The sequence below is a fragment of the Brevundimonas sp. FV1ye4L genome (genome assembly GCF_058681255.1).
This window is the reverse complement of record NZ_CM178734.1, coordinates 1,911,943-1,931,993: the sequence shown is the minus strand read 5'-3', so window position 1 is coordinate 1,931,993 and position 20,051 is coordinate 1,911,943. Positions and strand designations below refer to the sequence as shown.

At 67.0% G+C, this 20,051-nt stretch carries 18 protein-coding genes; 13 read left to right on the top strand and 5 right to left on the bottom strand.

Annotated features, from left to right (window positions below):
- Positions 1-99: 99 nt before the first annotated feature.
- Positions 100-1,605 (top strand): CoA-acylating methylmalonate-semialdehyde dehydrogenase, encoded by a 1,506-nt coding sequence (locus ACW17X_RS09280; protein WP_492096884.1) that lies wholly within the window; start codon positions 100-102, stop codon positions 1,603-1,605.
- 67 nt (positions 1,606-1,672) lie between these two features.
- Here the strand turns inward: ACW17X_RS09280 and ACW17X_RS09275 are convergent, their stop codons facing one another.
- On the bottom strand, positions 1,673-2,404 hold the full coding sequence (locus ACW17X_RS09275) for an alpha/beta fold hydrolase (RefSeq protein WP_492096883.1): 732 nt from the start codon (positions 2,402-2,404) through the stop codon (positions 1,673-1,675).
- A gap of 48 nt (positions 2,405-2,452) precedes the next feature.
- Between ACW17X_RS09275 and ACW17X_RS09270 the strand changes: the two genes are divergently transcribed.
- From ACW17X_RS09270 to rplT, 7 genes are all read left to right on the top strand, one after another.
- Positions 2,453-2,767 carry a DUF5076 domain-containing protein gene (locus ACW17X_RS09270; protein ID WP_492096882.1) on the top strand — a complete coding sequence of 105 codons (315 nt, stop codon included), beginning with the start codon at positions 2,453-2,455 and terminating at the stop codon, positions 2,765-2,767.
- A 37-nt stretch (positions 2,768-2,804) separates the two neighbouring features.
- Positions 2,805-3,761 (top strand): glycosyltransferase family 9 protein, encoded by a 957-nt coding sequence (locus ACW17X_RS09265; protein WP_492096881.1) that lies wholly within the window; start codon positions 2,805-2,807, stop codon positions 3,759-3,761.
- Between the two features lie 124 nt (positions 3,762-3,885).
- Positions 3,886-4,407, top strand: a complete 522-nt coding sequence (gene infC / locus ACW17X_RS09260; protein ID WP_492088037.1) for a translation initiation factor IF-3 — start codon at positions 3,886-3,888, stop codon at positions 4,405-4,407.
- 172 nt (positions 4,408-4,579) lie between these two features.
- Complete coding sequence (locus ACW17X_RS09255; protein WP_492096880.1) at positions 4,580-6,526, top strand: alpha/beta hydrolase family protein; 1,947 nt, start codon at positions 4,580-4,582, stop codon at positions 6,524-6,526.
- Between the two features lie 65 nt (positions 6,527-6,591).
- Positions 6,592-7,878 carry an MFS transporter gene (locus tag ACW17X_RS09250; protein ID WP_492096879.1) on the top strand — a complete coding sequence of 429 codons (1,287 nt, stop codon included), beginning with the start codon at positions 6,592-6,594 and terminating at the stop codon, positions 7,876-7,878.
- Between the two features lie 160 nt (positions 7,879-8,038).
- A complete protein-coding gene (rpmI, locus tag ACW17X_RS09245; RefSeq protein ID WP_003166435.1) occupies positions 8,039-8,236 on the top strand; it encodes a 50S ribosomal protein L35 in 198 nt (65 codons plus the stop codon).
- 54 nt (positions 8,237-8,290) lie between these two features.
- Positions 8,291-8,644 carry a 50S ribosomal protein L20 gene (rplT, locus tag ACW17X_RS09240; protein WP_492096878.1) on the top strand — a complete coding sequence of 118 codons (354 nt, stop codon included), beginning with the start codon at positions 8,291-8,293 and terminating at the stop codon, positions 8,642-8,644.
- A 90-nt stretch (positions 8,645-8,734) separates the two neighbouring features.
- Here rplT and ACW17X_RS09235 read toward each other — a convergent pair whose 3' ends face one another.
- Positions 8,735-10,363: a response regulator gene (locus ACW17X_RS09235; protein ID WP_492096877.1), complete on the bottom strand. Its 1,629-nt coding sequence runs from the start codon at positions 10,361-10,363 to the stop codon at positions 8,735-8,737.
- A gap of 164 nt (positions 10,364-10,527) precedes the next feature.
- Here ACW17X_RS09235 and ACW17X_RS09230 point away from each other — a divergent pair, with 164 nt between their 5' ends.
- The 5 genes from ACW17X_RS09230 to ACW17X_RS09210 all read left to right on the top strand — a co-directional run bounded on the left by ACW17X_RS09230 (position 10,528) and on the right by ACW17X_RS09210 (position 16,379).
- Positions 10,528-11,502 carry a polysaccharide deacetylase family protein gene (locus tag ACW17X_RS09230; protein WP_492096876.1) on the top strand — a complete coding sequence of 325 codons (975 nt, stop codon included), beginning with the start codon at positions 10,528-10,530 and terminating at the stop codon, positions 11,500-11,502.
- A gap of 63 nt (positions 11,503-11,565) precedes the next feature.
- A complete protein-coding gene (gene pheS, locus ACW17X_RS09225) occupies positions 11,566-12,642 on the top strand; it encodes a phenylalanine--tRNA ligase subunit alpha (protein ID WP_492096875.1) in 1,077 nt (358 codons plus the stop codon).
- A gap of 15 nt (positions 12,643-12,657) precedes the next feature.
- Positions 12,658-13,053: a hypothetical protein gene (locus tag ACW17X_RS09220; RefSeq protein ID WP_492096874.1), complete on the top strand. Its 396-nt coding sequence runs from the start codon at positions 12,658-12,660 to the stop codon at positions 13,051-13,053.
- Complete coding sequence (gene pheT, locus ACW17X_RS09215) at positions 13,050-15,488, top strand: phenylalanine--tRNA ligase subunit beta (RefSeq protein WP_492096873.1); 2,439 nt, start codon at positions 13,050-13,052, stop codon at positions 15,486-15,488. The genes ACW17X_RS09220 and pheT overlap by 4 nt, the downstream gene beginning before the upstream one ends.
- Positions 15,489-15,770: 282 nt before the next feature.
- On the top strand, positions 15,771-16,379 hold the full coding sequence (locus ACW17X_RS09210; protein ID WP_492096872.1) for a DUF1134 domain-containing protein: 609 nt from the start codon (positions 15,771-15,773) through the stop codon (positions 16,377-16,379).
- A gap of 42 nt (positions 16,380-16,421) precedes the next feature.
- On the opposite strand, the gene ACW17X_RS09205 is transcribed toward ACW17X_RS09210, so the two are convergent.
- The 3 genes from ACW17X_RS09205 to ACW17X_RS09195 form a co-directional block, all read right to left on the bottom strand.
- Complete coding sequence (locus tag ACW17X_RS09205) at positions 16,422-17,561, bottom strand: CobW family GTP-binding protein (RefSeq protein WP_492096871.1); 1,140 nt, start codon at positions 17,559-17,561, stop codon at positions 16,422-16,424.
- A 46-nt stretch (positions 17,562-17,607) separates the two neighbouring features.
- On the bottom strand, positions 17,608-17,832 hold the full coding sequence (locus tag ACW17X_RS09200; RefSeq protein ID WP_008263608.1) for an alkylphosphonate utilization protein: 225 nt from the start codon (positions 17,830-17,832) through the stop codon (positions 17,608-17,610).
- 125 nt (positions 17,833-17,957) lie between these two features.
- Positions 17,958-20,003, bottom strand: a complete 2,046-nt coding sequence (locus ACW17X_RS09195) for an NAD(+) synthase (RefSeq protein WP_492096870.1) — start codon at positions 20,001-20,003, stop codon at positions 17,958-17,960.
- Between the last annotated feature and the right edge of the window lie 48 nt (positions 20,004-20,051).

The window sequence follows — 20,051 nt, the reverse complement described above, 5'->3', positions numbered from 1 at the left end:
TGAGTGTGGGGAGCGTTTTCCGCTGCTTGGGGCTGCAAGAGACCAATCTTGCCTGCTATGACGGTCGTAACAGCAAGAACGTCATAGGGAATCTCAGGTATGGTGCGCGACATTCGCCATTTCATCGACGGTGCGGCTTTCGAAGGCGCGTCCGGCCGTTTCGGCGACGTCTTCAATCCCAATACCGGCGAGGTCCAGGCCCGCGTCCAGCTGGCCAGCGTCAGCGAGGTCGATCGGGCGGTCCAGGCGGCGCAAAACGCCTTCGACGGCTGGGCCAGCACCAATCCGCAACGCCGCGCCCGCGTCATGTTCGACTTCAAGCGCCTGGTCGAGGCGCGGATGGATGAGCTGGCAGAACTGCTGTCCAGCGAGCACGGCAAGGTCATCGCCGACTCCAAGGGCGACATCCAGCGCGGGCTCGAAGTGATCGAGTTCGCCTGCGGCATCCCTCATGCCCTGAAGGGCGAATACACCCAAGGGGCCGGCCCCGGCATAGACGTCTATTCGATGCGCCAGCCCTTGGGCGTGGTGGCGGGCATCACCCCGTTCAACTTCCCCGGCATGATCCCGATGTGGATGTTCGGCGTGGCCATCGCCGTCGGCAACACCTTCGTGCTGAAGCCGTCGGAGCGGGATCCGTCCCTGCCGGTGCGTCTGGCCGAGCTGATGCTGGAGGCCGGGGCGCCCAATGGGGTGCTGAACGTGGTGCATGGCGACAAGACGGCGGTCGACGCCATCCTGACCCATCCGCTGGTCCACGCCGTCAGCTTCGTCGGTTCGTCCGACATCGCCCACTATGTCTATCAGACCGGCGCCGCCAACCATAAACGGGTTCAGGCCATGGGCGGGGCCAAGAACCACGGCATCGTCCTGCCGGACGCCGATATGGATCAGGTCATCAAGGATCTGGCGGGCGCGGCCTATGGCTCGGCCGGCGAGCGCTGCATGGCCCTGCCGGTGGTCGTGCCGGTCGGCAAGAAGACCGCCGACGAACTGCGCGAGCGAATGGTCGCCGAAATCCCCTCGCTGCGGGTCGGCGTCTCGACCGACGCCGGCGCTCACTATGGTCCCGTCGTTACGGCCCAGCACCGCGACCGCGTCGCCGGCTGGATCGAGAGGGGGGTGCAGGAAGGCGCCGAACTGGTCGTCGACGGCCGCGACTTCAGCCTGCAGGGGCATGAGAAGGGCTATTTCATCGGCCCGTCGCTGTTCGACCATGTGAAGCCCGAGATGTCGTCCTATCAGGAAGAGATCTTCGGCCCGGTGCTTCAGATCGTCCGCGCCGAGACCTTCGAGGAGGCCCTGGCCCTGCCGTCGAACCACCAGTACGGCAACGGCGTCGCCATCTTCACCCAGAACGGTCGCGCGGCCCGCGACTTCGCCGCCCGGGTCAATGTGGGCATGGTCGGCATCAATGTGCCGATCCCGGTGCCGGTCGCCTATCACACCTTCGGCGGCTGGAAGCGCTCGGCCTTCGGGGACATCAACCAGCACGGCATGGAGGGCGTCCGCTTCTGGACCAAGACCAAGACCGTGACGGCCCGCTGGCCCGATTCGGCGCTGGAGCACTCGGACAGCTCCTTCGTCATTCCGACGATGCGCTGACACCCAACGCCGTCTGTCGACGGCCTGGCCACGCCTTTCAGGATGACCGGATGACCGCGGGTAGGGCCTAGCCCCGCATCCCCTCTACCGCCGCGACCAGTCGATCGAGGTCGGCCGGCTTGGACAGCCGGTGGTCGCCTCCGTCGATCAGGTCCAGGCGGACGTGGCCGCCGTTCAAACGCTCGACCAGTTCGACCTGGTGGCGCCAGGGGACCACGTCGTCGGCGCGGCCCTGGAGGATGTGGATTGGGGCGGCGATGTCGATGACGCCGTCCAGCAGCAGCCAGTCGCGCGCCTCTTCGAACATCCGGCGGGTCAGGACGTATTCGCCCAGGCCCTCCTCGACGATCAGGGTCTCGCCCTCGCGCAGGATGGCCTGGCGCTCGTGATCGGCCAGGCCGGGCCACATCAGTCGTTCGGTGAAGTCCTGGGCCGGGTTGACCAGGACCAGACCCTTGATCCGTTCCGGCCGCGCCAGAGCCGCCAGCAGGGCGACCCAGCCGCCCATCGACGAGCCGACCGGGATGATCGGGCCCGACAGGCTGTCGATCAAGGCGACCGCGTCCTCACGCCAGCGGCCGATCGTGGCCTGGCGCCAGTCGCCGGAGGACTGGCCGTGCGCGAAATGGTCGTAACGGAGGAAGGTCCAGCCGCGTTCGCGCGCCGCCGCCTCCAGGGCCAGGGCCTTGGTCCCCTCCATGTCCGAGCGGAAGCCGCCGATCCAGACGACGGTCGGGCCGGAGCCATCGACACATTTGAAGGCGAGTGTCTCGCCATCGGGGCGTGTAAGGTGTTCCATGGAGCGTCCGAAGTTGCCTGTTCCCTCCTCGTGTCGTGAGAGACGCTGATGAAATCAATTGGAATTCCGCCTGCTGCGCTGGAGGACGAAATGTCCGTGGAAATGGCTCGGCTCTGGGTGGCGAACCGTGGCCTCCATTGTGTCCTCAATGTTGGGACATACCGAGACAGTGGATTGCGCGAAGCGACGGTTTGGGGAGTGATGCTTGCTGACATGGCGCGTCACCTGAGCGACGCGCTGGTGGCGGCGGGCCTGGAGACAAGCAGCGCATCGGCGCTCGACGAAATCCGGGACACGATGGCGCGAGAGCTGAAATCTCCGACCTCCGACGCGACGGGCGAGTTCAAGCAAACCAAGCAATAGCGACTTGATCTTCCGTCACGGCGGTCGATAAGGCCACATGTCCCAAGTCCTGTTCGTCACCTCCAACCGCATCGGCGACTGCGTCATCTCCTCGGGCGTGATCCGCGAGATCGCGCGTCAGGTTCCGGGAGCGCAGATCACCGTCGCCTGCGGCCGTCCGCCCGCGCCCTTCTTCCGTTCGGCGCCCGGCGTCGTGCGCACCATCGTGCTCGACAAGAAGAAGATGGCCGGACACTGGGTCGATCTGTGGAAACAGGCGGTCGGCACGCGGTGGGACCTGGTGATCGACATCCGCGGTTCGGCCCTGAGCTATCTGGTCCCGGCCAAGCGGCGCATCGTTTACAATCGGTCCTGGGAGACGGGGCTGCGCAAGATCGAGATGGTGTCGCGTCTGATGGGATCGCAGACGCCGCTGGACCCCGAAATCTTCCTGGACGATCAGGCGCGGGCCGAGGCCGCCGCCGTCATCGATCCGCAGCTGGCGGGCGGCGCCGGTCCCGGTCGCATCATCGCCCTGGCCCCCATCGCGCACCAGCCGGGCAAGAGCTGGCCCGCCGACCGGTGGGGCACCCTGGTGGAGAAGCTGAAGGCCGAGCCGCGCTTCGACGGCTGGCGGTTCATGCCGGTAGGCGGGCCGGGCGACCGGCCGCCGGCGACCCCGGCCTTGGAAGCTGCGGGAGCGCGCGGCATCGACTTCGTCGGCAAGGGCGACATCCTGGCCTCGGCCGCCGCCATCGACCGGGCCGACCTGTTCGTCGGCAATGACTCCGGCCTGATGCACGTGTCGGCGGCCCTGGGGCGGCCGACACTGGGCCTGTTCGGCCCGACGGAGTGGTGGCTGTACGGTCCCTGGGGACCGAAGACGCGCACGGCGGCCTCGAACGAGACGCGCGGCCAGTTCGCTCCCATCGAGGATCTGAGCGTCGATCACGTCTTCGACGCGGTGCTGGCGCTTCATGACGCCTATATCGCCGGAACGCCCGCCAAGCCTTGAAAAACCGGGCTTCCCGGCGCATATTGCGGGCTTGAGGGGAACGTGGCGACAGCCGCGTGCATTCGCTCATCACGACACACGCCTTCTTTGACCACATAAGGAAACGACGCCCATTCGCCGTCCCATGCAAGCGCCACCCGTGAAAGACGGGCCGCGTATGAACCAGGATATCCGCGCCCCTCGCGTTCTGCTCATTGATCAGAATGGCGAGAAACAGGGCGTCATGCCCACCTCCGCCGCTCTGGAAGCCGCCGAGGAAGCCGGGATGGACCTGGTCGAGATCGTCTCCACCTCCGAACCGCCGGTGGCCAAGATCCTCGATTACGGCAAGCACCGTTTCCAGGAGCAGAAGAAGAAGGCCGAGCAGCGCAAGCGCCAGAAGGTCGTCGAGCTTAAGGAGATCAAGCTCCGTCCGAACATCGACACCCACGACTATGAGGTGAAGGCCAAGGCCATGCACCGCTTCTTCGAAGAGGGCGACAAGGTGAAGGTCACCCTGCGCTTCCGCGGTCGTGAAATGGCGCACCCGGAACTGGGCATGAAGCTGTTGAACAAGGTCCAGGCCGACTTCGAGGAAGTCGCCAAGGTCGAGTTCTCGCCCAAGATGGAAGGCCGCCAGATGATCATGATCCTGGCCCCGCGCTGATCGACACGATCCATTGCTGATGTGAAGAGCCCCGACCGGACCCGGTCGGGGCTTTTCTTTTTCGCGCGCAGAGCGTGGACCTCTTGCAACTTGTACGCGGGGCAGCTGAAAAGGAGGTTCGACTCGGGGGAGGACGTGCGTGGTGTTGAGTTCAGGGGTGAAGGCGGTCGCCTTGGCGATCGCAATGGGGCTGTGTGCGGGAAACGCCGCGGCGGAGGTTCAGGCGCCGCCGCCGCTGGAGGCCTATAGCGCTACGCCGGCCATCGAATATATCGAGCTGTCGCCCAGCGGCGATCTGGTCGCCAGGATTAGCGTGGTGGACGAGATTCGCGCCATCGCCGTGACTCGGATGAGCACGGGCGAGCATCTGTTCGCTGCGGACGTCGGCGCCATCAAGGTCCGCGATCTGCGCTGGATCGGCGAGGGGCATGTTCTGGTCGTGACCTCGCAGACGCAGGGCATCCCCATGCTGGGCGTGCCTCGATCCGAGCTGTTCTTCGGCCAGATTCTGGATCTGGAGAAAAAGAAGCTGGTCCAGGTGCTGGACCGGACGCCGGATGTTCTGGCCGTTTTGTACGGTCCCGCCTCGATCCGCAGCACCGAAGAAGGTCCGACGCTGTTCGCTCGTGGGGTCAATATCAACAGCGGCCAGATCGACCTGCACCGGATCAGCCTGCGCACGGGCCGGGGGCGGGCGGTCAAGTCCATGGACCGCGAGATCGAGGACTATGTTCTGGACGGCGAAGGCCAGGTGATCGCCATGGCCCGCTATGTCGAACGCGGGGGGCGCTGGTCGCTGCGACTGCCAAAGGGGGGCGGGTTCCATGAGAATTGGGTGGTCGATGCGCCGGTGGATACGCCCAGCCTGCTCGGCATGGGGCGCACGCCGCGCACGGTGATCATTGGAGCCGACCGGCCCGATCTGGCGCCCGAGGACGAGGATTCCGAGACATCGGACGTCCTGTTCGAAGTCAATGTGGACACGGGCGAGTGGAGCCGGCTGCCGTTCGAACATCACCCCGATTTTCTGGTCCATCATCCGCGCACGCGCCTGCTGATCGGCGGCGGCCGCACGGAGGAGGACGGCACGCACTACGAGTTCATCGATCCGGCTGCCGCGCGGCGTTGGGGCGCCATAGAACGGGCTTTTGCGGGAAAGAGGCCGCTGCTGACGTCCTGGAACGACGCGCAGGATCGGGTGGTGGTGTTCAACGACATCGGGGATTCGGGCCTGTATCAGTTGGTCGATTTCTCGCGTGGGGCCGCCGATGTTCTGGCCGAGGCCTATCCGACCATCCTGCCTGCTCAGGTCGGCGAGATGCGTCCGATCCATTATGCGGCGGCCGATGGCCTGGACATTCCCGGCTATCTGACCCTGCCGCCGGGCGTCGATGCCCCGAAAAACCTGCCGTTGGTGGTGCTGGCCCACGGCGGGCCGGCGTCCCGGGACGTGGCCGGCTTTGACTGGTGGGCGCAGGCGCTCGCGTCGCGCGGCTATGCGGTGCTCCAGGCGAATTTCCGCGGTTCCACCGGCTACGGCCTGGCCTTCCTGGAAGCTGGCTATGGCGAGTGGGGCCGCAAGATGCAGACCGATCTGTCGGATGGGGTGCGCTGGCTGGCGGCCGAGGGGATCATCGATCCCGAACGGGTCTGTATCGTCGGCGCCAGCTACGGCGGCTATGCGGCCATGGCGGGCTTGACGCTGGACGCTGGCGTCTATCGTTGCGGAGTGGCTGTCGCCGGGGTGTCGGACCTGCGCCGGATGGTCAACTGGGAGGCGCGGCAGGAGGGCCGCAACGACAGCCAGACGGTGCGCTACTGGAACCGCTTCATGGGGGCGGCGCGATTGAACGACCGGGCGCTGGATGTGCTGTCGCCGGCCCGTCTCGCGGAAACAGTCGACCGGCCTCTGCTGCTGATCCACGGCAAGGACGACACGGTGGTGCCCATCGAGCAGAGCCGGGTCATGGCCGACGCCATGCGCAGAGCCGGCAAACCGGTGGAGTTCATAGAGCTGCCGGGCGAGGACCACTGGCTGTCACGCGCCGACACTCGCCAACAGATGCTGCGCGAGACGGTGCGGTTCTTGGAAGCGAACAATCCCGTCGGGCCGAATTGAGCGGTCGAGGTGGCGGTGACGCGAGGGCGCTTCTCGCAGGCCAAGCGTCGCGCTAAGCGTGGGGCATGAGCCAGACGCCCCCGCCTCCCGCCGTCCGTGCGCCCGCCCTGGCGGTGCTGTTCTCGGTGGTCTTCATCAATCTGGTCGGGTTCGGGCTGGTGGTGCCGCTGCTGCCCTTCTTCGCCCAGAGCCTGAAGGCCGAGGCGTGGCAGATCACCCTGATGTTTTCGGCCTATTCGCTGGGCCAGTTCTTCGCCGAGCCCTTCTGGGGGCGGCTGTCCGACCGGATCGGTCGTAAGCCGGTCCTGCTGGTCACGCTTGTGGCCAATGCGCTGGGCTATCTGATGCTGGCCTTCGTGCCCAATATCTGGCTGGCCATCGCGGTGCGGCTGTTCACCGGACTGGGGGCGGGCAATATCTCGACCGTCCAGGGCTATGTCGCCGATGTGACGCCGCCGGAGCAGAGGGCAGGGCGGATGGGGCTGATCGGCGCGGCCTTTGGCCTGGGTTTCATCGTCGGGCCGGGGCTGGGCGGACTGCTGACCCAGCCGCAACTGGGACGGCTGGGTTATCAGCTGCCGATCTTCCTCGCTGCGGCCCTCGCGGCCCTGGCGGCGCTCGGGGTGATCGTCTTCCTGCGCGAAAGCCGGGCCAAGGCCGATCCCACGGCGGCGCGCCCGCCCTTCCTGGCGGGGCTGAAGGACGCCCGGAGCAATCCAGTGGTGTCGCGGGTTCTGATCGTCACCCTGATCTATATGGCCGGCTTCTCGGCCATGGAGGCGGTATTCGGCCTGTGGTCCGAGAGCCGCTACGCCTGGGGCGCGCGCGAGGTGGGCCTCAGCTTCATGATCGTGGGGGTGATCTCGACCCTGAACCAGGGGTTCTTCGCCGGACGGCTGGCGCGGCGGTTCGGCGAGGCGCGGGTGCTGGCGACCGGCATGCTGCTGTTCGGCGCATCGCTGGTGCTGCAGGTGCTGGCGCCGGTCGCCTGGTTTCCCGCGACCCGGCTGGAGCTGGGCGGCTTGTCCCTGCCGGTGGTCCAGGGGTGGGTAATTCCTCTGGTCATGGCCCTGGGCGCCTGCGGCATGTCGCTGGCCATGCCCAATATTTCGGCCATGATCAGCCGGGCCTCGCCGCCCGACCGACAGGGCGCGATGCTGGGGCTGAACATGGCCTCCAGCTCGGTGGCGCGGATCTTCGGACCCATGGTCGCCGGGGCGCTGTTCTCGGGCTTGGGGCACGACTGGCCCTTCCTGATCGGGGCGCTTCTGACCATCCCGGCGGCGGTGATGGCGCTGAACGCCGGCCGCGTCATTCGCAACGGCGGCGCCGACGCCAAGGCCCCGTCGTGACTCATCTTGCAATGGCGCCGGTCTTCACGTAGAAGCCGCGCCTTCGCGTACCGAACCGCCGGGCGAACAGGCATGCCTAGGCGGTTCTTAAACTCTGGAAGGTCATCCCCTCGGGCTCAAGTAGTCCGAAGGACGGTAGCCCTCCAAAAAGGAGACTGAAATGCCGAAACTGAAGACGAAGTCGGGCGCCAAGAAGCGCTTCAAATTCACGGCCACTGGCAAGGTGAAGGCCGGGGTTGCGGGCAAGCGTCACCGCTTGATCAGCCACAACTCGAAATACATCCGCCAGAACCGCGGCACCTCGGTCATGGCCGACGCCGACGCCAAGAAGATCAAGTCCTACATGCCGTACGCCTGATCGGCGCGCGCTGTACGATAGATCTCAACCCAAAGAATTTGAAGGAATAGCGACATGGCTCGCGTTAAACGTGGCGTAACTTCGCACGCCAAGCACAAGAAGGTTCTTGAGCAGGCCAAGGGCTTCTCCGGCCGCCGCAAGAATACGATCCGCACGGCCAAGGCCGCCGTCGACCGCGCCGGGCAATACGCCTATCGCGACCGTCGCGCCAAGAAGCGCAACTTCCGCGCCCTGTGGATCCAGCGCATCAATGCTGCGGCCCGTATCGAAGGCTTCACCTACAGCCAGTTCATCAACGGCCTGAACAAGGCCGGCATCGAACTGGACCGCAAGGTTCTGGCCTCGATCGCCGCCGACTCGATCGGCTTCAAGGCCGTCGCCGACAAGGTCCGCGCCGCTCTGGCCTAAGGGTGGCGGCCTGAGCTGGGGCCGTCGCGACAAGGATCAACGCCCGCCCTGGTTCGCCGGGGCGGGCGTTCTGCGTTTTGGGGCGCGGGACTAGGCCGCTGAGGTTTCGGGCGCGCTCTCGACCGTGCGGTCGGCCTCGGCCTCGGCCAGCACGAGCCGCATGGCGTTCAGCAGTGTGTCGGGCTGGATCGGCTTTTGCGCCACCCCGTTCATGCCGGCGGCGATATAGTCCAACTCGTCGCGTTCGTCGGCGTTGGCGGTCAGGGCTAGGATTGGCAGGTGGGCGGCCGGGCCGGGTAGGGCGCGGATGGCGCGGGTGGCGGCGACCCCGTCCATGACCGGCATCTTGATGTCCATCAGCACCAGGTCAAAGCGCCGGGTCTGAACCGCCTCCAGGGCTTCCTGACCGTTCTCGGCCATTTCTGCGGTGCAGTCGAACATCTCCAGCAGCTTGGCGGCGACGAAGCGGTTGGTGGGATTGTCGTCGACCACCAGCACATGGAGGGTGTCGTGCGGCGTCGGCTCGGCCATGAGCGGGGCGGCGCCCGCTTCGTCGGCCGGGCAGGCGTTCAAGGGCAGGACGACGTGGAAGCGCGCTCCGCCCAGCGGGGACACGCTGAGACCGATGGTCCCATCCATGCGCTCGGCGATCTGGCGACAGATGGCCAGGCCCAGACCGGCGCCGGCGCCTTCGCGTCCAGCCTTGCCGATGTTGAACGGGTCGAAGATGGTCGCCGCCGCAGCCTCGGGCACGCCGGGGCCGCTGTCATCCACCGTCAGTTCGACCCGGAGACCGTCGCGCGTCATATGGCTGGCCAGGGTGACGATGACGCCGCCGGTCTGGGTGAACTTCAGGGCGTTGCCGACCAGATTGTTCAGCAGTTGCTTGATCCGCATCCCATCCGCCCGGACCCAGGGGCTGGACTCGAAGTCGGTGCGGACGGTCAGGCTCAGCGCCTTCTCCTCGGCGCGGGCCCGCCACAGGGCGTCGATGTCGAAGGCCACGGCCGACAGGTTCAGCGGCTCTTCCTCCAGGGTCAGCATTCCGGCCGAGGCGCGCGACATGTCCAGGGCGTCGGTCAGCAACCGCAGCAGGCTCTGGCCGGAATCGATGACGGTGCGGACATAGGGGCGCAGTTCTTCCTGCTCCAGCTTCTTGTCCATCAAGGCGGCGACGCCCAGGACGCCGTTCAGCGGGGTGCGGATCTCGTGGCTCATCACGGCCAGGAACTCGGACTTGGCGCGGCTGGAGGCGACGGCCTCGGCCTCGGCATAGGCCAGATCGCGGGCCAGGGCGCCCATTTCCTCGGCGCGCTGGCGGTGCAGGGCGGCCCCAGCCTGGACGATCTGCAGGGCGGTGCCGACGCCTCGATAGAGACCGTTCTGCACGATGACGAAGCCGCTCAGCAGGGCGCCCAGTTCGGCCGCGCCATAGGCCTGGAAGAAGGTCTCGGCGCTGGTCGCCGCCTCGGCGATGGGGGCGTTGCGGTCCATCAGGCTTTCGGCCGGCTTCTTGGCGTAGAGCGCCCGTCCGAACTCGGCCGCCATCCGCAGGGTGAAGGCGTTGCGCTCGATGATGCCGACCGGGCGGCCGTCTTCCGCCACCACGGCCAGGGCCAGGGTGTTGGGTTCGGTCTGGAACCGTTCAAAAACCTCGGCGCACGGGGTGGACGGCGCCACCGGCGCGATCAAGTCAACGAAATCACCAATCAGCGGCATTCGGCCCCCCTAAATGTCCACGACGGGGGCTTAACCGGTGATATTTAACAACGGCTTTGCCGTTCATGAACCTTTCGCGGCGCGTTTCGGACAAGTCGTCCGCATTCAGACGGAATGCTGCTTTGGTGTTCTCCAGCCGCAGTTTGGGCTAGGCTGAGTGCATGATGAAACGTGTTCCAATCCTCGGCCTGATGTTGGCTTTGGCCTTGACCATGCCGGCGCTCGCGCAGGAGCGACGGGTCGCGGTGACGTTCGACGACCTGCCGTATCAGGCGGCGGACGAGGCCTTGTGCGATCCGGCCCAACTGATGCGGCTGACCACGGAGTTCGTGGCCATGCTCGAGCCGCTGGATACCCATGGCACAGCCTTCGTCAATGAGGGCAAGGTGTGCGAGCCGACCCGGGGTTCGACCCTGCCGACGGCTCTGAACGTCTGGCTGGACGGCGGGCTGGATCTGGGCAACCACAGCTTCAGCCACATCAATATCCACCGCACGACGGCCGAGGCCTATCTGGCCGATGTCGATGCGGGCGCGCCGATCACGCGGGGGGCGCTGGAGGCGCGGGGGCGGACCCTGCACTGGTTCCGCCACCCCTATCTGTTCACCGGCGAGACCCAGGAAAAGCATGACGCCATCGCCGCCGGCCTGGCCCAGCGCGGCTATACGGTCGCGCCCGTCACTCTGGACAACAACGACTGGATGTTCGCCGATGTCTATCGCAAGGCCGAGCAACTGGGCGACGAGACGCTGAAGCGCAGGGTGGGCGAAGCCTATGTGGCGCATATGACCACGGCGCTGGACTTCTTCGAACCCTACAGCGCCGAACTGACCGGCGGGCGCGAGCCGGCACAGGTCCTGCTGCTGCACGCCAACAGCCTGAACCAGGCCTATTATCCGCAGATCCACGCCCTGTATCTGGCGCGCGGCTATCGGTTCGTGACGCTGGAAGAGGCCCTGTCGGACCCGATCTATGCGCATGAAGATCGTTATGTCCGGGCCAACGGAATCTCGTGGCTGCACCGCTGGAACAGCACCGAGGGCAAGCCCATCCGCTGGGAGCCGGAACCACCCGCCTGGATCGTCGCGGCGAACAAGGCGCCGGCGACGGAGCTTGCCGCCATCGCCTCCGCGCCCTGATCGATCCCGCCGCGCGCCTTCAAGGGTGACGAACGGCCCCCGGCCCGCTAATGCACGGGCCAAATGACCGATCTCGCCACACTCGAACTCGAACTGATCAACGCCGTCGGCGGCGCAGAGAGCGTCGCCGCCCTCGAAGAGGTGCGCGTCGCCGCCTTGGGCAAGTCCGGCTCCGTCTCCGGGCTGCTGAAGGGCATGGGGGCCATGAGCCCCGACGAACGCCGCGAACAGGGGCCGATGATCAACGGCCTGCGCGACCGCGTCGCCGCCGCCATCACGACCAAGAAGGCCGAGCTGGAGGCCGCCGAGCTGGACGCGCGGCTTCAGGCCGAGCGCGTCGACCTGACTCTGCCGGCCCGGCCGCGCAGGAAGGGCGGGGTCCACCCGACCATGCAGGTGATGGACGAGATGATCGCCCTGTTCGCCGAAATGGGCTTCGCCGTGGCGGAAGGTCCGGACATCGAGGACGACTTCCACAATTTCACCGCCCTGAACTTCCCGCCCAAGCATCCGGCGCGGGAGATGCACGACACCTTCTTCCTGAAGCCCGATCCCGAGACGGGCGAGCGCAAGGTGCTGCGCACCCACACCTCGCCGGTGCAGGTCCGCACCATGATGAGCCAGACGCCGCCGATCCGCATCATCGCGCCGGGCCGCACCTTCCGTAAGGATTCGGACGCCACCCACACGCCGATGTTCCACCAGATCGAAGGCCTGGTGATCGACCGCGACATCCATATGGGCCACCTGAAGACGACGCTTCAGACCTTTATCGCCCGCTTCTTCGAGCTGGACGAGGTCCAGGCGCGGTTCCGTCCGCATCACTTCCCCTTCACCGAGCCCTCAGCGGAGATGGATATTCGCTGTGACCGGTCAGGCGGGAAACTGGTGTTCAACACCGGCGACGACTGGCTGGAGATCCTGGGCTGCGGGATGGTGCATCCCAATGTGCTGAAGAACTGCGGCATCGACCCGGACGAATATCAGGGCTTCGCCTTCGGCATGGGGGTGGATCGCCTGGCCATGCTGAAATACGGCGTGCCCGACCTGCGCCCCATGTTCGACGCCGATACGCGCTGGCTGGCGCACTACGGCTTCTCGGCCTTCGCGGCCCCCAATCCGGCCTCGGGCCTGAGCTGATCTTCGAGGATTACCATGACTGACATCCAAGCCGCCCCGATCACCCTCGACGCCATCGGCCCCGGGCCGGAATATCGCAACGGTTCGATCTGGCTGCCGCAGCTGTTTCTGGAAACCCGCCGCGTCGGCCAGGCGAACATCGAGGGCCGCACCTTCATAGAATGCCTGATCGAAGGCCCCGCGGTCCTGCTGCCCCTGTCGGGCTGCAATTTCGACGGCTGCAATATGGGCGACGCTCAGGGCGACCCTCGCAGCCTGATGCTCAAGCCCGTCGGCCCTGAGCGGGTGACCGGTACGGTCACGGTCAAGGATTGCAAATTCATTCGCTGCCGCTTCCTGGGCGTCGGTTTTACCGGTCCGCAGAGCTTCCTTGACGAGATGATTGCGGGGCTGGGCGGGGCCGCAGCATGAAGTTCACCCTTTCCTGGCTCAAGGATCATCTCGAGACTGAGGTCGACGTCCATCAGATCGCCGAGGCCATGACCATGGCCGGGCTGGAGGTCGAAGAGGTTCTCGATCCCGCCGCCAAGCTGGCGCCCTTCACCGTGGCCAAGATCCTGTCGGCCGAGCGTCACCCGAACGCCGACCGGCTTCAGGTCTGCCAGGTCGAGACCGTCGATGGCGTGAAAGAGATCGTCTGCGGCGCGCCGAATGCGCGGGCGGGCCTGACCACCATCTACGCCCCCATCGGCGCCTATGTGCCCGGCCTGGGCGTGACCCTGGTCGAGAAGCCGGTGCGCGGGGTCGTGTCCAACGGCATGCTGTGCTCCGCCTCCGAGCTGGAGCTGGCGGATGAGAGCGATGGCATTCAGGAACTGCCGCCCGAGATCCCGGTGGGGACGCCGGTCGCCGGTCTGTTCGGTGCGGAACCTGTGATCGATTTCGAAGTCACGCCGAACCGGCCCGACTGGCTGGGCGTCGCCGGCATCGCGCGGGATCTCGCCGCCGCCAGCGTCGGCAAGCTGAAGCATTTCGACATCGCCGTGGTGCGCGGGGGCTTCCCGTCGCCGATCAGCGTGCGGTTGGAGGCGCCCGAGATGTGCCCGGTCTTCGCCGGTCGGGTGATCCGGGGCGTGAAGAACGGCCCGTCGCCGGCCTGGCTGCAAAAACGCCTGACCGCCATCGGCCTGCGCTCGATCAACCGCCTGGTCGATGTGACCAATCTGATCGCCTACGACCGCGCCCGGCCGTTGCACGTCTATGACGTGGCCAAGCTGGTCGGGACCGAGATCGTCGTGCGCGGCGGACAGGTCTCGGCCGGGACCGCCCATATCGAGGGCGGCGAGCATGAGCATCTGATCGCCCTGGACGGCAAGACCTATACGGCCGCCGTGACCGACTGCGTCATCGCCGACGCCGGGGGCGAGCGTCCCATCGGCCTGGGCGGCGTCATGGGCGGCGAGTCGACCGGCTGCGACGAGACCACGACCGACGTCTTTATCGAAAGCGCCTGGTTCGACCCGCTGGTGATCGCCCAGACCGGCCGCGCGCTCGGCATCCATTCCGACGCCCAGTACCGGTTCGCGCGCGGCGTCGATCCGGTCTCGGTCACGCCGGGGCTGGAACTGGCCACCCGCCTGATCCTGGACCTGTGCGGCGGCGAGCCGTCCGAGATCGTCTTCGTCGGCGAACCCCCGGCCAGCCCGGCGCCCTTCGCCTTCGACCCCGCCTATGTGAAACGTCTCAGCGGCATGGATCTGGACGACGACCGGATCGGCACCATACTGGGCCAGCTCGGCTTCAAGGTCACCGCCGGCCCCGCCGATCAGGCCGAGCCCTGGACCGTGACCCCGCCGTCGTGGCGGCGCGACGTCGAAGGGCGCGCGGACTTGGTCGAGGAAGTGGCGCGGATCGAGGGCTTCGACAACCTGCCCGACACGCCCCTGCCCGAAGTCGCCCGGCCCGCCGGCGGGGTGTTGAGCCCCCGCCAGGCCCGCGTCCGCACGGCGCGTCGCGCCCTGGCCGCCCTGGGCTATGCCGAGGCCGTCACCTGGTCCTTCACCAAGCAATCCACGGCGGCCCTGTTCGGCGGCGGGGATGACCGGCTGGTGCTGGAGAACCCCATCGCGGCTGATCTGGACTGCATGCGGCCCTCGGCCCTGCCGAACCTGATCCAGGCGGCGGCGCGCAACGCCGCGCGCGGTTTCGCCGACGCCGCCCTGTTCGAGATCGGCCCCATCTATCTGGGCGACGGTCCCAAGGATCAGCGGACGGTCATCGCCGGCCTGGTCGCGCCCCATGCCGCCCGGCACTGGGCCGGCGCCGGAGAGGACGCCCTGTTCGCCCTGAAGGCCGATCTGACCACCCTGCTGGAAGAGATCGGCGCCCCGGTCGCCTCGCTGCAACTGGCCCAGGGTCAGAACCGCGACTGGTGGCATCCCGGCCGTTCGGCCCGGCTGCAACTGGGCCCCAAGAATGTGATGGTCGAATTCGGCGAACTGCACCCGCGCGTGCTGAAGGCCCTGGACGCGGACGGTCCGATGCTGGGCTTCGAGATCGTGCTGGACGCTGTGCCCGAGCCGCGCGGCAAGTCGGGCAAGGCGCGGGGATCTGCCGACCTGTCGGCCTTCATGCCCCTGACCCGCGACTTCGCCTTCGTGGTCGAGGACGCCAAGCCGGTGGGCGATCTGGTTCGCGCCGCCGCCGGCGCCGACAAGGCCCTGATCGCCGATGTCCGGGTGTTCGACGTCTATCGCGGCAAGGGCGTGGAGGAGGGCTTCAAGTCCGTCGCCCTGGAAGTGGTGATCCAACCCCGCGAGGCGACCTTGGCCGAGGCCGAGATCGAGGCTCTGACCGCCAAGATCGTGGCGGCGGTGGAGAAGCAGGGCGGCAAGCTGCGAGGCTGATTGAGTCTCCCTCTCCCCTTGCGGGAGAGGGAGACCGCGCACGGCGGCGAAGCCGTCGTTCTGGCGCGGTCGGGCGAGGGGTCACGCAGGCGGCGGGGAGCGACCCCTCATCCGACCTCGCTCCGCTCGGCCACCTTCTCCCGCAAGGGGAGAAGGAAGCGCTACAGCGCCCCGTAAGCCCCCGTTAACCTTGAAGCCGCAAGGCTGCCGCAAAGGTCGGGGACTCTGTTACAAACCCGGCGAACCTGCCGGCTGTCCTCTCGCCGTTCTCGGAGCGCCCCCATGCATCGCCGCCAACTGATCCTTTCCGGCCTGGCCACCGCCGCCGGCGCCTCGTCGATGGGCGCCTGCGCTACCGCGCCCGCCAATCCCAACTATCCGATCCAGTCGGACAACCAGGCCCAGTCCTACAGCTTCGACGAACTGGTCGCGGCGGGGTCCAAGGAGTTGGGGATCGCGGCCGAGGCCGTGGGCGGCGCCATCGAACGGATCTTCGCCGATCAGGGCGACCGGCCGACCGCCTATATCGCGGGCGAAGAGGGCTCGGGCGCGGTCGTGGTGGGCGCGCGCTATGGCCGCGGCGCCCTGCACATGAAGGACCTGTCGGCCTCGCAGGAGGTCTTCTGGCAGGGGGCTTCGGTGGGTTGGGACTGGGGCGGCAACGCCAGCCGGGTCTTCACCCTGGTCTATGGCCTGTACCACCCCGACATGATCTATCGCCGCTACCCTGGCGTTGAGGGTACGGCCTATCTGATCGCCGGCCTGGGTGTGAACTATCAGCAGGCGGACGGCATCGTGCTGGCGCCGATCCGCACCGGCGTCGGCCTGCGTCTGGGCGCCAATGTCGGCACCATGAGCTACAGCCGCCAGCGCAACCTGCTGCCGTTCTAATCTGAGAGATCCGTCCGGGCCTCGCGGCCCGGACGGTGATCCTCAGGCCGCGCAGGCCTCGAACCCGGCTCGCAGCGCGGCCTCGTCCAGCTCGCGGCCGATGAAGACCGCGCGGCTCCAGCGGCGTTCGCTCTCGCCCCATTCGCGTTGCAGGTCGCCCTCCAGGATCATGTGGACGGCCTGGAAGACCAGGCGGCGGTTCTCGCCCTGGACGTCGATGATGCCCTTGGCGCGCAAGATGTTCTGACCCTGTTCGCCGAGCAGCCGGTCCAGCCAGGCGGTGAATTTCGCCCCGTCCAGCGGCCGGTCCAGCGAGAGGGAAATCCCCTTGATGTCGTCCTGGTGGGCGTGGCCGCGCGCGCCATGGGTGTGCGCGCCGTGGGCGTGGTCGTGATGATCATGGTCATGCCCGTGGTCATGGTCATGGTCATGATGATGGTGGTCGTGGCCGCAATGCTCGTCGTGGACATGACCATCGGCGCCGTGGGGCGGGTTCACGAAGTCCGGCTTGACCTCCAGAATACGATCCAGGTCGAAGGCGTGCAGCCCCAACACCTGGTCCAGCGGCACGTTCGAGCGTTCGGCCCGGACGATGGGGGCCAGAGGGTTCAGCGACCGCAGCCGGGCCTCGACCGCGTCCAGCTCTTCGGGCGTGGCCAGATCGACCTTGTTCAGGATGATGCGGTCGGCGAAGGCCACCTGTTCGCGGGCCTCTTTTGAGTCGTCCAGCCGCGCCATCACATGTTTGGCGTCGACCAGGGTGGTGACGCTGTCCAGCTGGGTCTTGGCCTTGACGTCCTCGTCGACGAAGAAGGTCTGGGCCACCGGACCGGGATCGGCCAGGCCCGTGGTCTCGACGATGATGGCGTCGAAGGCGGGCTTGCCGGGGCGCTGGCGCTTCATCAGGCCGGCGACCACGCGGATCAGGTCGCCGCGCACCGTGCAGCAGACGCAGCCGTTGTTCATCTCGAACACGTCCTCGTCGGCGCCGACCACCAGGTCGTTGTCGATGCCGATCTCGCCGAACTCGTTGACGATGACGGCGTACCGCTTGCCGTGATCCTCGGTCAGGATCCGGTTCAGCAGGGTGGTCTTGCCCGCGCCGAGATAGCCGGTCAGGACGGTGACGGGGATCTTGCCAGTTGCGGCGGTCGAAACGGGGGCGGCGAGGGTGTCGGTCATAGGCCGCTAGATGGCGGCTGACGTCCCGTTTGGAAAGAGGGGGCGGTTAGGCCTTCTTCACGAACTCGACGCGCAGGACGAGGCCGCGCACCTTGTCGACATTGGCCTCGATCTCGTCGGTGTCGCCGGTCAGACGGATGTTCTTGACCAAGGTGCCGCGCTTCAGCGTCACGCCGCCCGAGCCCTTGACCTTCAAATCCTTGATCAGGGTCACGCTGTCGCCGTCGGCCAGGATGTTGCCGTTCGAGTCTTTGGTCACGTCTTCGGTCATGGCGAAGCTTCTAGCGACCGATGCCAGACGCGTCACGCAATATCCGCACTTCCGATGTGGATATGAGCGGTGTCGCGGGCTCAAGTAGCGCGAAGCGCGATAGCCCGAACAGGGAACCGACGCCGTCAGGCGTCCGGGACGTTGGCGTCCAGTTCGTCCAGCCAGACCCGCGCATTGCCGTCCGACGGGGCGCGCCAGTCGCCGCGTGGGGACAGGGAGCCGCCGGTCACCACCTTCGGGCCGTTCGGCAGGGCCGAGCGTTTGAACTGGGCGGTCTGGAAGAAGCGGATCAGGAATTTCCGAAGCCAGGCCTTGATGGTCGCCAGGTCGTATTCGACCTTTTCGTCATCCGGGGTGTTCGCGGGCCAATGCCCGGCGCCGGCGTCGCCCCAGGCCTGGTGCGCCAGGAAGGCGACCTTGGACGGCTTCAGGCCGAAGCGGCTGATGTAGAACAGGAAGAAGTCGTTCAGCGCATAGGGGCCGACCGTGCCTTCGGTAGACTGGATCACGCCGTCCCTGGCCGGGACCAGTTCGGGCGAGATCTCGGTGTCCAGGATGGCGTGCAGGGTCGGGGTCGCCTCGGCGCCGACCAGTTCGCGCGCGGCCACCCAGCGGATCAGGTGGCGGATCAGGGTCTTCGCCACCCCGCCGTTGACGTTGTAGTGGCTCATATGGTCGCCGACGCCATAGGTGGCCCAGCCCAGGGCCAGTTCCGACAGGTCGCCGGTGCCCAGGACGAAGGCCCGGTTCTGGTTGGCCAGCCGGAACAGATAATCGGTCCGTAGCCCCGCCTGCACATTCTCGAAGGTGATGTCGTGGACCGGTTCGCCCGCCGCATAGGGGTGGCCGATGTCCTTGAACATCTGTTCGGCGGCGGGGCGGATGTCGATCTCGGCCCCGGTGACGCCCAGGGCCTTCATCAGGGCCCAGGCGTTGGACTTGGTCCCGTCCGAGGTTGCGAAGCCCGGCATGGTGAAGCCCAGGATGTTGGTGCGTGGCAGGTTCAGCCGGTCAAAGGCGCGGCAGGCGACCAGCAGGGCCTGGGTCGAATCCAGCCCGCCCGACACGCCGATCACCAGACGTTCGCCGTTCGTCGCCGCCATCCGACGCATCAGGCCCTGGACCTGGATGTTGAAGGCCTCGTAGCAGTCCTGGTCCAGCCGCCCGGCGTCGTCCGGCACGAAGGGGAAACGGTCCAGCGGGCGGATCAGCTCGCTCTCGACCGCATCCTCGCGCGCCATGAAGGGCACGACCGTCGCCGCCTCGCCCTCGACCCGCGCGCATTCGGCGAAAGTGCCGTTTCTCAGGCGGTCCAGTCCGATCCGGTCCACGTCGACATCGGCGAGGGTCAGGTGGTTCTCCAGGGCGAACCGCTCGCCTTCGGCCAGTTTCGACCCCAGTTCGTGGATGGTCGCCTGCCCGTCCCAGGCCAGGTCGGTCGTGCTTTCGCCCCAGCCCGAGGCGGTGAAGACATAGGCCGACAGGGTGCGGGCCGAATGGCTGGCGCTGAGCATGGCGCGCTCGTCAGCCTTGCCGATGACGATGTTGGAGGCCGACAGGTTCAGCAGGATTCGCGCGCCCGCCAGGGCCGCGCGGGTCGAGGGGGGCAGGGGCGCCCAATAGTCCTCGCAGATTTCGACCGCGAAGACGAAGCCCGGCCGGTTGACCGCCTCGAACACCAGGCCGGGGGCGAAGTCCACCGTCTCGCCGTTCAGCCGGACCACGTCCTCGGCGCGGGCCGCCGCCGGGGCGAACCAGCGTTTCTCGTAATATTCCCGGTAGTTGGGCAGATAGGTCTTGGGCACGACGCCCAGAACCTCGCCCGCGCCCATCACCACGGCGCAGTTGTACAGGGCGTCGCCGTTGCGGATCGGCGCGCCGACCACCGCCACCAGATCATGCTCGCCCGTCGCCTGGGCGATGACCGCGATCTGGCGTTCCACTTCTTCCAGCAGCGCGGCCTGCATATGCAGGTCGTCGATGGCGTAGGCCGACAGCGACAGTTCGGGGAAGACCATCAGGTCCACGCCCTGATCGGCGGCCTGACGGATCAGGGCCAGGTGCTCCTCGGCGTTGGCCCTGGGGTCGCCCACATGGCTGATCGGGGTCGCCGCCGCCACGCGCACGAAACCGTGGGTCTTGGGAGAATGGAACAGGGTGGTGTCGGCCATAGGATCGTCCGCTATCCCGGCGCGCGCCGGTCGTCGATCTCCATATAG

Coding starts and splice junctions, on each gene's coding strand:
- pheS (WP_492096875.1), top strand. CDS start 11,566: ATGACCGATCTCGCCACACTCGAACTCGAACTGATCAACGCCGTCGGC.
- ACW17X_RS09220 (WP_492096874.1), top strand. CDS start 12,658: ATGACTGACATCCAAGCCGCCCCGATCACCCTCGACGCCATCGGCCCC.
- ACW17X_RS09205 (WP_492096871.1), bottom strand. CDS start 17,561: ATGACCGACACCCTCGCCGCCCCCGTTTCGACCGCCGCAACTGGCAAG.
- pheT (WP_492096873.1), top strand. CDS start 13,050: ATGAAGTTCACCCTTTCCTGGCTCAAGGATCATCTCGAGACTGAGGTC.
- rpmI (WP_003166435.1), top strand. CDS start 8,039: ATGCCGAAACTGAAGACGAAGTCGGGCGCCAAGAAGCGCTTCAAATTC.
- ACW17X_RS09200 (WP_008263608.1), bottom strand. CDS start 17,832: ATGACCGAAGACGTGACCAAAGACTCGAACGGCAACATCCTGGCCGAC.
- ACW17X_RS09195 (WP_492096870.1), bottom strand. CDS start 20,003: ATGGCCGACACCACCCTGTTCCATTCTCCCAAGACCCACGGTTTCGTG.
- ACW17X_RS09210 (WP_492096872.1), top strand. CDS start 15,771: ATGCATCGCCGCCAACTGATCCTTTCCGGCCTGGCCACCGCCGCCGGC.
- ACW17X_RS09250 (WP_492096879.1), top strand. CDS start 6,592: ATGAGCCAGACGCCCCCGCCTCCCGCCGTCCGTGCGCCCGCCCTGGCG.
- ACW17X_RS09275 (WP_492096883.1), bottom strand. CDS start 2,404: ATGGAACACCTTACACGCCCCGATGGCGAGACACTCGCCTTCAAATGT.
- ACW17X_RS09235 (WP_492096877.1), bottom strand. CDS start 10,363: ATGCCGCTGATTGGTGATTTCGTTGACTTGATCGCGCCGGTGGCGCCG.
- infC (WP_492088037.1), top strand. CDS start 3,886: ATGCAAGCGCCACCCGTGAAAGACGGGCCGCGTATGAACCAGGATATC.
- ACW17X_RS09265 (WP_492096881.1), top strand. CDS start 2,805: ATGTCCCAAGTCCTGTTCGTCACCTCCAACCGCATCGGCGACTGCGTC.
- rplT (WP_492096878.1), top strand. CDS start 8,291: ATGGCTCGCGTTAAACGTGGCGTAACTTCGCACGCCAAGCACAAGAAG.
- ACW17X_RS09280 (WP_492096884.1), top strand. CDS start 100: ATGGTGCGCGACATTCGCCATTTCATCGACGGTGCGGCTTTCGAAGGC.
- ACW17X_RS09230 (WP_492096876.1), top strand. CDS start 10,528: ATGAAACGTGTTCCAATCCTCGGCCTGATGTTGGCTTTGGCCTTGACC.
- ACW17X_RS09270 (WP_492096882.1), top strand. CDS start 2,453: ATGAAATCAATTGGAATTCCGCCTGCTGCGCTGGAGGACGAAATGTCC.